Origin of the sequence: Pseudarthrobacter raffinosi, from assembly GCF_023913835.1 — a bacterium.
Classification (GTDB): domain Bacteria; phylum Actinomycetota; class Actinomycetes; order Actinomycetales; family Micrococcaceae; genus Arthrobacter; species Arthrobacter raffinosi.
In genome coordinates this window covers 66,860-79,881 of record NZ_JAMXBG010000014.1, presented here as the reverse complement: position 1 = coordinate 79,881, position 13,022 = coordinate 66,860, and the positions used below count along the sequence as shown (strand labels likewise).

The following is a 13,022-nucleotide window of genomic DNA, read 5'->3' as shown; positions in this document are numbered from 1 at the left end:
TACATCCACGTTCCAGATCCTTCCGATTTCCCGGCCAGCAACGGGTCTCGCCGCCACCGGGTCCCCACCAGCGTGTGGCCGGCCTCCCGCGACCAGCGCAGAGCAAGTCCGGGTGGACTATGTTGCGGGTCACATTCCAGAGGAAACTACCACAGAGTAGCGTCCGAAATGCGGGCACCTGAGCGGAATCCGCGCGCTCCGTATCAGATTGTTATGAATAATTCAGTGGAATTGATGTGACTGGACGAGCCACTGGATTCAGGCGTACTCTACCGCCCGCGGACCACCCGCGTAACAAGTTCCCGCCAGGAGTCCGTCAGCCGCTCGGGCGCCAGGCCGTGGACGCGGACGGCGTGCAGGAGCCGGTCCGGATCCAGTGTTGCGGCCAGGGACATGGCCATCAGCAGCGGATCCGCATCCATGCCAGCCTCCCGGAGGAGGAGCTCGATGTGGCGCTGCCACAGCTTAACTGCCGGGACCTCGTACCGGCTGCGGGCCGAAGCCTCGGCCGCCCTCGCCAGGTCCCCATGCTCCATCACATACGCGATCCGCTCAGCACCGAAGGCGATCAGCCGCTCCAGGCCCGGCGCGCCCGGCCCCAAGGGCGGCGGGCCGAACATAAAGCGGGCCTGGAAGGCGGCCTCGGAATCGCTCAGCAGCGTCATCATCAGCCCGGCGCGGCTGCCGAATCGGCGGAAGACGGTGCCCTTGCCCACGCCGGCCCGCTCGGCCAGCCTGTCCATGGTCAGGGCGTCCGGGCCACATTCGGCAATCAGCTCCCGCGCCGCGCCCAACAGCCGCTCACGGTTCCGGGCAGCATCACTGCGCTCAGCGGGCGGGCCGGAGAGCGAACCGGGCAGCAGCGGGATAAAGCTCACAGTCCATATCCTAGACCCGGGAATAATAATCGGACTACGGTCCGTTTAGACCATGAAGGCACCAAGCCTCCACCTTCCACCGGCCAGCGGCCCAGCCGCGGCCCCACTACAGGAGTCCGTATGTCGAAGAGCACCGTCCTCACCCTTGTTGGCAGCCTCCGCGCCGAATCCACCAACCAGAAGCTCGCCGAAGCCATCCAGCTGAACGCCCCCGACCAGGTTGACGTGGTCATCCACGAAAGCCTGGGCAACATCCCGTTCTACAACGAGGACATCGACGTCGAGGGCCAGGTTCCCGCTGCTGCCGCCGCCCTCCGCGCAGCAGCCAACGACGCCGACACTATTCTCCTGGTGACCCCGGAGCACAACGGCACCGTGCCAGCATCGCTGAAGAACGCCATCGACTGGCTGTCCCGCCCCTTCGGTGCCGGCGCCCTCTCCGGCAAGCCCACCGCCGTCGTCGGTACCGCATTTGGCCAGTTCGGTGGCGTGTGGGCACAGGACGAAGCCCGCAAGGCGGTGGGCATTGCCGGCGCCCAGGTGCTCGAGGACGTCAAGCTCGCCGTCCCGGGCTCCATGGTCCGCTTTGCCGAGCTGCACCCGAAGGACGATGCCGAGGTAGTGGAGCAGATCAAGGGCGTCTTCGACGCACTCGCCGCCGCCCAGCCGGCAGCGTAAGGCAGCCGCACGCAGCAGCGCCAAGCACCCAAATGCCCCGGGCACCGCAAGGTGGCCGGGGCATTTGTTATCGCACCGTGAGCGGAGTGGCGCTCACGCCCGAACGTGTGACCAAGTCTTGTTCCAACCGGTACCTCGCGGGCATTTTCAGGGCTGAGGGACCGCCGTAACGTTTAATGCACGGAATGCATTCGGGGATGGAACGCGGTGCGGACATGGCAGGCAGGCGGAGCGCCGGAAAGCTGATGGCGACGGCGGCAGCACTTACGCTTCCGCTGTGGCTGGGATGCTGCGCCCCCACCTCCAACCCGTCTGCCGGGAGCACCGTCGCGCCCGGCGCAACCACCATTGAACACTCGGACCGCGTCCAGCCGCCCTTGGTTCCGATTCCCCAGCCGCAGGCACCCCCGCCGGTCACCGCCGTACCCGCCGAAACCACCGGCTCGTCCGCCGCTTCGCCCTCCGAGCCCTCGGGCCACGCGTCCGGCGGGGCGCCCCGCACACTGGAACAGGGCCCGGGCAGCGCTCCGGCGTCCGGAACTACTTCACCCGGAACTGCCGCGCCCGGAGCCGCCGCGGCACCCGGTACATCTACTGCCTTGGGAGCAAGCCCCTCGCCGGCCCCCGAGTCCTCGGCCCCGCCCCCGGCCCAGCCGGCCCCTGGCCAGTCCGGCGGATCCCAGACGGTGACCGCCTACTACGTGCTGCTCGACGACGGCGGGGCGGGAGGTGTGCGCTTTGGCTGCAACGACAGCCTGGCCGGCGTCCGCCGCACCGTGGCTGGCTCCACGGAACCGTTGGCCAATGCCATGCGCGCCCTGCTGGACAACACCGCAGAACCCGCCCCCGGCCTGTACAACTCCCTGTCCGGCTCAACCCTCACGTTCCTGTCCGGCACCTTCGACGGCACGGCCGTAACGGTCTACCTGTCCGGCTCGATCCGTCCGGCGGGGGTGTGCGACATCCCGCGCATCGAGGCCCAACTCACGCAGACCGCCGTCGCCTCGGTGGGCGCCATCCGCGCCGAGGTCTACGTCAACGGCGTGAGGCTCGCCGAGGCACTACGCCTCCAGTAGCGCAGCTGATCAACAGATGTTGCCTTATCGGCAACTGCCGGCTGTATCCTGAAGATGTGAGCCACGAAACACTTGATGCCGGCGCAGTGCAGTTACCGGCCGAAGCCATTGATGCCATCGAGCGCGCGGCCACGTCCGCCCACCGCACCACCCATCCCCATGAGGCGCTGTTTTCGGAGCGCGCAGCCAACATTAAGCAGTCAGCAGTGCGGGACGTTTTCGACATTTCGATGCGCCCCGGACTGGTGTCCCTTGCCGGGGGCAGTCCGTACCTGCAATCCCTTCCGCTTGAGCGGCTGGCCGCCACGGCGGCAAGCATCATCGCCAACGAAGGGCTCACGGCCCTGCAGTACGGCGGCGGGCAGGGCACGGAAGAACTGCGCACCCAGATCTGCGAGGTGATGGCGGCAGAAGGAATCCTGGACGCGGTCCCGGAGAATGTGGTGATCACCGCAGGCTCCCAGTCGGCCCAGGATGTGGCCACCAAGGTCTTCTGCAACCCGGGCGACGTGGTGCTGGTCGAGAACCCCACCTACGTGGGTGCCCTCAATACGTTTGAGGCGTACCAGGTGGAGGTGGCCACCGTGGAAATGGACGACGACGGCCTGGTGCCTGAGCTGTTGGAGGCCCGGATCGCCGCCCTCCAGACAGCCGGAAAGAACATTAAGTTCCTCTACACCATCCCCAACTTCAACAACCCCTCAGGAATCACCCTGGCCGGGGAACGCCGCCAGCGGGTTGTTGATATATGCCGGAACGCGAATATTCTCGTGCTGGAAGACAACCCGTATGGGCTCCTCCGGTACAACGGGACACATCTGGCACCGCTCCGCGCGGCCAACCCCGCCGATGTCATCTACATGGGATCGTTCTCCAAGATCTTCGCCCCTGGTCTCCGCATCGGCTGGGCATTGGTCCCGGAGCACCTCCAGCGGCGCTACTACCTGGCATCCGAATCTGTCACGCTGTGCCCTCCGACGCTGAACCAGATGCTGGTGTCCGCCTACCTCAGCGACTATGACTGGAAGGGCCAGATCGAGACCTACCGCGGACTCTACGCCGAACGATGCACGGCGATGCTGGCCGCCCTGGACGAACACATGCCAGCCGGCACCAGCTGGACCAGCCCGGAAGGCGGCTTCTTCGTCTGGGTCACGCTGCCGGCAGGCGTGGATACCTATCCCCTGCTGCAGAAGGCGATCGACGCCGGCGTGGTCTTTATCCCCGGGGCTGCCTTCACACCGTCCGATTCGCCGTCCAATAAGCTGCGGCTGGCGTTCAGCGCGGTGCCGCCCGACGCCATCAAGGAAGGTGTCCGCCGCTTGGCCCCGGTACTGCGCGAAGCCCTGGGAGCGCTGTAACGTTGGCCGGACTGAGTGTGGCCAAGAGTGAAACTGAAAGAGGAGTCCAAAGCATGAGCGGAATTATTGTTGTTGGCGTTGACGGCAGCGGCACCGCCAAGAAGGCCGCCGAATCGGCCCGGGATCTCGCCGCCGCCGTGGGCGCCTCGCTGCACGTCGTCTCAGCCTTCGACAGCGACCGCACTGAGGTCTTCGGCTCTGGCAGCGACCAGTGGATCGTTTCCGACGCCGACGGTGCCGAGCATGTTGCCAAGACAGTGGCCGAGGCCCTGGCCGGTTCCATCAAGGTGACCTACTCGGCAGCCCGCGGCAAGCCTGCCGAAGCGCTCATCAAGGAAGCCGAGCGCCTGGGCGCCAAGATGATCGTGGTGGGCAACCGGCGGATGCGCGGCATTGGCCGGGTCCTGGGAAGCGTGGCCAACAGCGTGGCTCACAACGCCACCTGCGACGTCTATATCGCCAACACCTACGACGCCGACTAACTGCCAACGGGGCCCTTGCTTACTCATCAGCGCCGCCAACTTGTAGGCCACGACATTCTCCTGGGCCGCCACGGCAACCACATCTGCTCCATGCGGGTGGACCGCGGCAACGGCCGCGTCATTGCGCTGCTGGATGACGGCTCCGTGGACAGCGCCCCCAACCTCATCGCGCCGGGGCTGCTCCTGCCGGAGACCCTGGAGAGCGTGCTGCGCGGCGACTGGAAATTCTTCGCTGCCCTCTCAGGCATTGCCCTGGTTCTGGGCGGCCTGATGTTCGCCACATTGCCTGCCTTGGCTGACGCCATGGCGGGTAATCTCGAGATGGTCGAGATGATGACGGCCTACTCCGCCTACGGCTACTGACGCCAGGCTTCCGCTAGAGGAGCCACCCGCGCAAAAGCCACCACAGGCCGGCCATCACCAGACCGCCGAACAGCGACCCGGCCACCACCTGTGCCAGGGTGTGCGCGCGGAGCACCACCCGGGACCAGCCGACGGCGGGAACAAGCAGGAGTAACGGCAGCCAGGCCGGACCAAGCATCAGAACGGAAATAACTGCCGCCGACGACACCGCCGCCGCGTGGCCGCTGATCTTCCAGAAGGGGCTCACGGCGGCCAGCACAACGATGCCGCCGACGATGGCCACCACCATGACCATCACGCTTCGCGGCGCACCGGCGGCCTGCAGCACCACCAGGCCGGCGGCCACGGACGCCAGTGCCATGAGCAGTACGGGTGCCCGCTGTTTACGGTTGCTGACGTGGTGGTCCGTGACCTTGCCCAGCCTTACGAGCCCCAGGAGCACAACGAGCGGCAGTGCGCACACAAACAGCGCGGCCAAGGCTCCATAGCCGATGGTGCCTGGGAATCCGGCCTCGACTACAGGGCTGACCAGCAGCTGAAGCGTCACTACCACCGGTGGTTGGAATACCTCTGTCAGCCATCTGGCGGCCCGGTTCCTGGACTGAATGGCGGTTTGGTTCACGGTGTTGATGTTCTTAGTCCCGGCGACCTAGTCCAGCAGGAGCGCTGGCTCCTCAAGGATCGCGGCGACGTCGGCCATAAAGCGGGCGGACAGGTCCCCGTCCACCACCCGGTGGTCAAAGGAGCCGCCGAGGGTGGTGATCCAGCGCGGGATGACCTCTCCGTCCAGGACCCAGGGCTTCTGCTTGATGGTTCCGAAGGCAACAATGGCCACTTCACCCGGGTTGATGATCGGCGTTCCGGTATCAATGCCAAGCGCACCGATGTTGGTGATGGTGAGCGTTCCGCCCTGCATTTCGGCTGGCTGTGTCTTGCCCGCCCGGGCCGTGGTGGCCAAGTTGTTCAGCGCCAGCGCCAGCTCCTTGAGCGACAGGTCCTGCGCATCCTTGATGTTCGGCACCATCAGCCCGCGCGGGGTGGCTGCAGCGATGCCGAGGTTCATGTAGTGCTTGACCTGGATCTCGGCGGCGTCGGTCCCGTCCACGTTGTCCACCCAGGTGGCGTTGACGCTGGGGTTCCGGGCGGCGGCCCAAATGACGGCCTTGGCCAGGATCAGCAGCGGGGAGACCTTGATTCCCTCAAAGTCGCGTGAAGCCTTCAGCCGCTTGACGAATTCCATGGTGCGGCTGGCATCAACATCAACAAAGATGCTCACGTGCGGCGCGGAGAAAGCCGACTCCACCATCGCCTTGGCCGTCGCCTTGCGGACGCCCTTGACCGGAATCCGTTCAATCCGCTGGTCCTGGGGCTTGCCTGCCTTGCCCCAGAAGCCCTCGGCCTGGTCCAGCTCTGCATCGCGCTGGGACTGGTAGCTGACCAGGTCCTCGCGCGTGACTTCGCCGCGGGAGCCGGTGGCCACCACATCGGCGAGATCGATCCCCAGATCCCGGGCGATCTTGCGGACGGGCGGCTTGGCCAGGACGCGGTTCACGAGCCCTGTGATCGTTCCGCCGAGAGTGGGCCGGTTATCGACGGCTTCGGTGATTGCCTGGGTCTCGACAGGTCTGACCGCCGGGTTTTCGGTGACTGAGCTTGTCGAAATCGCCGGGACCGGGGCTGACCCGGCCGGGGCGGCGGGTGCCGCCTTCCGGGGACGGCGCTTGACGGCGTCGGCCTTGGGGCCCGATCCCACCAGCGGACCGCCGGCCAGGGCACTGCCTGAAGTGCCGCCGTCGTCCGCGGGAAGCTTGCCATAGAGGGGCTGGACGGGAGTTTCAGGGGCCGGGACATCGGCCGGCGTCGGGTCACCGGAGACGGCGTCAGAGACGCTGATGATGGCGGTTCCGACGTCGATGGTCACGCCCTCGGGGACCAGCAGTTCGGTGACGGTGCCGGCGAAAGGGGACGGCAGCTCAACGAGCGACTTGGCGGTCTCGATCTCGCAAAGGACGTCGTTGATGGCAACTGTGTCCCCTGGCTTGACCTTCCAGGCGACGATTTCCGCCTCGGTAAGGCCTTCGCCAACGTCGGGCAGGTTGAACTTGTTCAGAGTCATGATGTCCTCTTTCGCGGCAAGCGTGAGCGGGAAGCGTGAGCGGGAAAGGTGCCTGCGCCTAGTAGGCCAGGGCGCGGTCCAGCGCCTCGAGGATCCGGTCGATGTCGGGGAGGTAGTCTTCCTCGACCTTGGCCACCGGGTACGGCATGTGGAAGCCGCCCACACGGATCACGGGAGCCTCCAGTGAGAGGAATGCACGTTCGCTGATCCGGGCAGCAATCTCGCCGCCGATGCCGCCGAAGGTCGGTGCCTCATGCGCCACCACGAGCCGGCCTGTCTTCTTGGCGGACGCCGTGACGGTGTCGAAGTCGATCGGCGAAATGGAGCGCAGGTCGATGACCTCGATGCTGTGGCCATCCTCGGCAGCGGCGTCGGCAGCGGCGAGGGCGACCGGCACGAGCGGTCCGTAGGCCACCACGGTGGCGTCCGTGCCCTCGCGGAGCACGTGTGCCTTGAAGGGGTCGGCCGACGCGCCGGGGTTCTGGGTGTCGACCTCGCCCTTGAGCCAGTAGCGACGCTTCGGTTCGAAGACGATCACGGGGTCCTGGCACTCCACGGCCTGCCGGGTCATCCAGTACGCGTCGTGGGCGTTGGACGGTGTGATGATGCGCAGGCCTGCGGTGTGGGCGAACAGCGCCTCCGGTGATTCCGAATGGTGCTCAATGGAGCCGATACCGCCGCCGTAAGGGATCCGCACAACGACGGGAACGGTGAGGTTGCCGTTGCTGCGGGCGTGCATCTTGGCCAGCTGGGTGGTGATCTGGTTGAAACCGGGGAACACAAACCCGTCGAACTGGATCTCGCAGACGGGCAGGTAGCCGCGCAGGGCCAGGCCGATGGCCGTGCCGATGATGCCGGACTCCGCGAGTGGCGTGTCCACCACGCGGTCCGCGCCGAACTCCGCGAGGAGGCCGTCAGTGACGCGGTAGACGCCGCCCAGGGCCCCGATGTCCTCGCCCATAAGCAGGGTCCGCGGGTTGTTGTCCAGAGTTGCGCGCAGGCCCTCGTTAATGGCCTTGGCTATGGTCATGGTGGTCATCAGCGGGCCACTCCTGTCGCTGCATCATCCGGGTCCGGGCTGCCAGGTTCAGCGCTGTTGTGCTCCGGCGTTTCGGCGAAACCTGCACTGTATTCCTCAAACCAGGCCAATTCCTCGGCCACCAGGGGGTGGGCCTCGACATAGGTGTTGGCGAAGGCGGTCCGGATGTCCGGGGTCTCGAGGTCGTAGGTGGTCTTGCGGACGTAGGCGGCGAGTTCGTCGCCGTCAGCCTTGACGTGGTCAAAGAACGCGTCATCGGCCAGCCCCTGGGCACGGAGGTACTTTTCCAGACGGTCAAGCGGATCCTTGGCCCGCCACAGGGCTTCCTCGGCGGATTCCCGGTACTTCGTGGGGTCATCAGCCGTGGTGTGCGCACCGACGCGGTAAGTGAACGCCTCGATCAGCACCGGCCCCTTGCCCTCGCGGGCATGTTCGAGCGCCCACTCGGTCACGGCGTGGACGGCGATCGCATCGTTGCCGTCCACCCGGATTCCCGGGAAACCGTAACCCTTGGCACGGTTGGACAGCGGAATGCGGGTCTGCACCGAGCTGGGAACGGAGATGGCCCAGTGGTTGTTCTGGCAGAAGAACACCACCGGCGCGTTGTAGGAGGCGGCGAAAACCATGGATTCGTGAACATCGCCCTCGGAACTGGCCCCGTCACCGAAGTAGACCATCACCGCGGCCTTGGGCTCGGCCGGCCGGTCCTGCGCCCCATCCGCGGCGACTGCGGCGGCCGCCTTCTGGTCCCGCTGGATCCCCATTGCGTAGCCGACGGCATGCGGCGTCTGCGCGGCGAGGACCAGGGTGTAAAGATGGAAGTTGGTGTCCTTCGGGTTCCAGCCGCCGTTCGAAACCCCGCGGAACTGGCGCAGAAGCTCCGCGAGGTCGACATTGCGTGTCAGCGCCACGCCATGCTCGCGGTAGGTGGGGAAGATGTAGTCCTGCGGCTGGCTGGCCCGCCCGGAGCCGATCTGCGCGGCCTCCTGGCCGGTCAGCGGGACCCACAGCGCCAGCTGGCCCTGGCGCTGGAGTGCGGTTGCCTCCACATCGAAGCGGCGGATCTTGGCCATGTCAGCGTAGAAGCCACGCAGCTTTTCACCGTCCAGCCGATCCGCATACGCGGAGAAGACCGGATCCGTCCCCAAGGTCCCGTCAGGCGCCAGCAGCTGCACCATAGGCTCGGCCGGACTGCCCAGTTGGGCCTCGGCCTCAGCCTCGAGTTGGTCGTCTGCCGCTGTCTCATCGAACTCGGTGGAGGGCAGATGTGTGGCGCCCATACCGTCTCCTTGCTTGCCGCATGCGGATGCATTGCAATGTCGCTGGGATATATGCCGCTAGAGGAATGCATTCCCGTGTTGGCATATATATTGGCTTACTGGTCCTTACTTTATCTTCAGTAGGTGCCGCTCCTGATGCATGTTAAGCGCTAGGAACGTCGTGGCGCCTTTGTATAGTTTGCACAGAGATCGAGGAACCGGCTGTTGGCCTCTGCCTCCCCGATGCTGACCCGCACGCCTTCGCCGCCGAAGGCTCGCACCGAAAGCGCCTGGGTGCCCGCCAGTTCGGCAAATTCCGAGCTGTTTTCGCCCAGGTTCAACCAGACGAAGTTGCCCTCCGCCTCGGGTACGAACCAGCCGAGTTCACGCAGTCCGGAGGCTACGCGGGCTCGTTCGTCCACGATGCTTTGTACCCTTTCTACAACCAGGGGGTAGTTCTGCAGCGACACAATGGCTGCATTTTCAGCGATCTGTGACACGGCGAAGGGCGTGGCCGCCACGCGCAAGTACTGGGTCAGCGCGGGGTTCGAGACGCTGTAGCCCACGCGCAGGCCCGCCAGTCCGTGTGCCTTGGAGAACGTCCGGAGCACCACAACGTTCGGGTATTTGCGGTACATCGCGATGCCGTCCACGGCATCGCTGGCGCGGACGAACTCCTGGTACGCCTCATCAATCACCACCACGACGTCGGACGGGACCGCCTGGATGAACCGCTCCGTTTCGGCAGTGGTCAGGATGGGGCCGGTGGGGTTGTTCGGGGTGCAGAGCAGGATGACTTTGGTGCGGACCGTTACGGCTGCAGCCATGACATCCAGGTCGTGGCGTCCCTCGGCCGTCAGCGGAATGCGGACGCTCTCCGCACCCACAAGGCCCACGCTGATGGGATACGACTCGAAGGACCGCCACGCATAGATCACCTCGTCCGCTTTGCCGTCGTCGTTCTGGCCGGCGAACGTGGACAGCAGCTGGTTGAGGGCGCCGAGGCTTCCGGCGCCGGTGACCACGTCCTCGGCCGGCACTGCCAGGAATTCGGCGAGCGCCGCACGAAGCTTGCTGCTGAGGGGATCGGGGTAGCGGTTGAAGTCCGTCTGGTTGGAAATTGCCTCCAGCACTGCCGGAAGAGGGGGCAGGGGGTTCTCGTTCGAGGATAGCTTGTAGCTGGCCAGCCCATCCACGGCGACGGGAGGCTTTCCTGCAGCGTACCGGGGTAGCCGGCTAACCACGGGGCGCGGCCGGATTTCGCCAGGCAGGATCTCTGATGAAGTCATGCAAACTAGCCTACTTCGCCTGACCGGCACGGGCCGGGTGGGCGCCCAGTCGGGGCTCAGGGCAGTGTGACAGCATGGGCCTATGCGCTCTTTTATTGTTCGAGTCCTTATCAACGGGCTGGCCCTCTGGATTGCCAGCTGGATACTGCCGGGCCTGGATATCTCAACTTCCGCCGCTACCGAGGCGGTGGCCACCACGGGCGTCACACAGGGCACGGAGACCATCGGCGTCGTTCTCGCGTACCTGTTTATCGGGCTGATCTTCGGCGTGGTGAACGCGTTTGTCCGCCCCCTGGTCAGCTTCCTGTCCTTGCCCATCACCATCCTCACGCTTGGACTGTTCACTATCGTCATCAACGCCGCCATGCTGTACCTGACGTCCTGGCTCAGCAGTTACACGCCGGTGAACTTCACCATCGATTCGTTCTTCTGGACGGCCGTCCTCGCGGCCATCATCATCACCCTCATTTCGCTGGTTGCCGGGCGGCTGACAGGCGCCGGTAGGCGCTGACCGGCGAGCCTGATCTGCTCGGCCGGATTGCCTGGCAGCATCATTTAGCGCTGTGTCGGCTGCGGCGCCGGCACCGGACTATCACGTCGCACCGGCTGGGGTGAAGACGGTTGCGCTGAGGGTTGCGGCGGCTGAGGTGGCGCCTGCGCCATGGGCGTTGGCACCGCCCCAGGGGCCAGCGCGGTCTCGGGAGGCTTCGAACGGGACAGCGCGAAGCGGGTGGCCGTTGCCGTGCCGCCTGCCCCCAGGACGCCGCCAAGAACCGCGGTTGACGCCATCAGAGAGGGATCGTCGCTTGCTGCGACGAGCCGCGCGGCTCCCTGGTAGTTGTTGAGATTGTGGCCCGGCCCGATACCGAATTCGCCGCCTTCGGGCGTGGTTACTGGGCTGTTGAGGGTCACCGTAACCCGGTTTCGGGCGTCCGGGTTCGGTGTGCCGTCACTGCCGGGCACCCAATCCTGCCGGTGCTCCAGGTGAAGGGCAGTGACGTCGGCGTCCGGAACAATGCCACCCACGGGAGACCCTGCGGTGAGGACAAATTTCATGTCGTACTCGTTAAGGAATAGATCGTTGGCCGCCAGGTTCATTGCATGGATTCCACCTTGGCTGTAACCCACGGCCACTACGGGTGCCCCCTTTTCCGCGCCGGCTGCCTGCAGGGCCCGTAGCACCGCCGCGTTGATTTCTGCGGAGTTGTGGCCCAGCCCTTCAACGATGCCGGCTTCGTCGAAGGGATTAACGCCGCCCATTTCACCTCCGGCCTGCGTTCCGGGAATGACCACCACGTAGGCCTTCTGTTCCCCGTTATCCACTTCGACGACTTCGATGTAGCCTTCACCGCGTTCATCGATGATCCGTGCCCGTTCCAACAACGCAGCCGGAGAACCGTCGAATTCAATGGGCAGCGTCTCCTTCTTTTCCAACGTGACCGAACGCGGCTGAAGGATTCGGTTTGAACGCCCGGACACACCGGCGAGCAAAGGTACCGCCGCCGCAATATGCCTGCCCGCCGCCATGTCTGCCGCAAGCGCTACCCAAAAGCGCTCCGGGGAGACTGCCAGCAAGGCAGCAATCGCAAGAGGTCCCACGGCGAGTTCCGTGACTTCCCTGTTGGGAACCGGACCCATGCCGAGGTCTACCGCCTGCCGGCCAAGGGTTTCGGAGCTCGTCAGGCCGCCCCCAATTCCGCGCGAGAATCCCGCCCACGCTTCCGCCGTTTCGTAGTCTCTTTTGCAGTCCCGCACCTGGCTGCTGATTCCCTGCAGCTCCGTCCGAACCGCCTGGACGCTCCATTGGGCCTCCCCGACGTCCATCAGGGCCGCCGTTCCGGTGGGACGCGCTTCATCCTGGTACGGGCACAGGTCTTCCCAGATGCGGCGAACCTCCACTTCCACGGCAGCCAGCTCCCCCGCAGCAGCCTCGAGCTTGTCCGCGCCGCCTACGAGCTCCTCCAACTGAAAACTGATGCCACTAACGCCGCCCCTGATTTCCATGCCTCCGTCCACGGCAGGCCCTGTCAGCTGGATAGGACCGCCGCTGCCGGATGGCGTCACCTCGGCCATCAGTACCGCCCCGCCGGGTTGCCGGCGGACATTCCCACCGCCTGCGCATGGCGTCTCACCGAAGCCAACGCGTCCTCAAGCCGTACCCTGGCCGTTCCAAGAGCCACCTCCTGCAACGCCACCGAGTTCCTGTACGCCCTCCCGGCAGGTGACTGCCAGTCCAAAAGCTGGATCTCGCGAAAGCCGCCGAGGACCTTTTCCACCCTCCCCAAGCAAAGGTCAACCCGGGCCGCCAACTGCTGAACCTCATAACCTCGGGACATGCATGCCGCCATGTCGGCTGCCGTCGCGTCACTGCCCATGCCCGTTCCCCCTCCCGGATACCCGCCCGAACTTCTCGTCAGTCAAGGCCAACTCCTGAACCCCGACGCTACGGAACGCCGCCCCCACGACGGAAGCACCGCCGTC

General features: G+C 65.6%; 13 protein-coding genes. 6 read left to right on the top strand and 7 right to left on the bottom strand.

Features of this window, described 5'->3' with window-relative positions; translation table 11 throughout:
- Window positions 1–269: 269 nt before the first annotated feature.
- On the bottom strand, window positions 270–878 hold the full coding sequence (locus NG697_RS14315) for a TetR/AcrR family transcriptional regulator (protein ID WP_252599637.1): 609 nt from the start codon (window positions 876–878) through the stop codon (window positions 270–272).
- 120 nt (window positions 879–998) lie between these two features.
- Here NG697_RS14315 and NG697_RS14310 point away from each other — a divergent pair, with 120 nt between their 5' ends.
- From NG697_RS14310 to NG697_RS14290, 5 genes are all read left to right on the top strand, one after another.
- Complete coding sequence (locus NG697_RS14310; RefSeq protein ID WP_252564526.1) at window positions 999–1,556, top strand: NAD(P)H-dependent oxidoreductase; 558 nt, start codon at window positions 999–1,001, stop codon at window positions 1,554–1,556.
- Between the two features lie 215 nt (window positions 1,557–1,771).
- Entirely contained in the window at window positions 1,772–2,632 is an 861-nt protein-coding gene (locus NG697_RS14305; protein ID WP_252614527.1) for a hypothetical protein, read from the top strand.
- A gap of 56 nt (window positions 2,633–2,688) precedes the next feature.
- Complete coding sequence (locus tag NG697_RS14300) at window positions 2,689–3,993, top strand: aminotransferase-like domain-containing protein (protein ID WP_252614526.1); 1,305 nt, start codon at window positions 2,689–2,691, stop codon at window positions 3,991–3,993.
- A gap of 53 nt (window positions 3,994–4,046) precedes the next feature.
- Window positions 4,047–4,475 carry a universal stress protein gene (locus NG697_RS14295; RefSeq protein ID WP_248763517.1) on the top strand — a complete coding sequence of 143 codons (429 nt, stop codon included), beginning with the start codon at window positions 4,047–4,049 and terminating at the stop codon, window positions 4,473–4,475.
- A gap of 15 nt (window positions 4,476–4,490) precedes the next feature.
- The gene (locus NG697_RS14290; RefSeq protein WP_252614525.1) at window positions 4,491–4,838 is read left to right on the top strand and encodes a hypothetical protein; all 348 of its coding nucleotides are present in this window, start codon (window positions 4,491–4,493) and stop codon (window positions 4,836–4,838) included.
- A 13-nt stretch (window positions 4,839–4,851) separates the two neighbouring features.
- On the opposite strand, the gene NG697_RS14285 is transcribed toward NG697_RS14290, so the two are convergent.
- The 5 genes from NG697_RS14285 to NG697_RS14265 all read right to left on the bottom strand — a co-directional run bounded on the left by NG697_RS14285 (window position 4,852) and on the right by NG697_RS14265 (window position 10,541).
- Entirely contained in the window at window positions 4,852–5,460 is a 609-nt protein-coding gene (locus NG697_RS14285) for a phosphatase PAP2 family protein (protein WP_374209932.1), read from the bottom strand.
- 27 nt (window positions 5,461–5,487) lie between these two features.
- On the bottom strand, window positions 5,488–6,954 hold the full coding sequence (locus tag NG697_RS14280) for a dihydrolipoamide acetyltransferase family protein (RefSeq protein WP_252614524.1): 1,467 nt from the start codon (window positions 6,952–6,954) through the stop codon (window positions 5,488–5,490).
- 58 nt (window positions 6,955–7,012) lie between these two features.
- On the bottom strand, window positions 7,013–7,993 hold the full coding sequence (locus tag NG697_RS14275; RefSeq protein ID WP_252599642.1) for an alpha-ketoacid dehydrogenase subunit beta: 981 nt from the start codon (window positions 7,991–7,993) through the stop codon (window positions 7,013–7,015).
- A complete protein-coding gene (locus NG697_RS14270; RefSeq protein WP_252614523.1) occupies window positions 7,993–9,273 on the bottom strand; it encodes a thiamine pyrophosphate-dependent dehydrogenase E1 component subunit alpha in 1,281 nt (426 codons plus the stop codon). The genes NG697_RS14275 and NG697_RS14270 overlap by 1 nt, the downstream gene beginning before the upstream one ends.
- A 149-nt stretch (window positions 9,274–9,422) precedes the next feature.
- A complete protein-coding gene (locus NG697_RS14265; protein WP_252614522.1) occupies window positions 9,423–10,541 on the bottom strand; it encodes a histidinol-phosphate transaminase in 1,119 nt (372 codons plus the stop codon).
- A gap of 82 nt (window positions 10,542–10,623) precedes the next feature.
- Between NG697_RS14265 and NG697_RS14260 the strand changes: the two genes are divergently transcribed.
- The gene (locus NG697_RS14260; protein WP_252599645.1) at window positions 10,624–11,052 is read left to right on the top strand and encodes a phage holin family protein; all 429 of its coding nucleotides are present in this window, start codon (window positions 10,624–10,626) and stop codon (window positions 11,050–11,052) included.
- Between the two features lie 44 nt (window positions 11,053–11,096).
- Here NG697_RS14260 and NG697_RS14255 read toward each other — a convergent pair whose 3' ends face one another.
- Window positions 11,097–12,545 (bottom strand): hypothetical protein, encoded by a 1,449-nt coding sequence (locus NG697_RS14255; protein ID WP_252614521.1) that lies wholly within the window; start codon window positions 12,543–12,545, stop codon window positions 11,097–11,099.
- Window positions 12,546–13,022 lie beyond the last annotated feature (477 nt).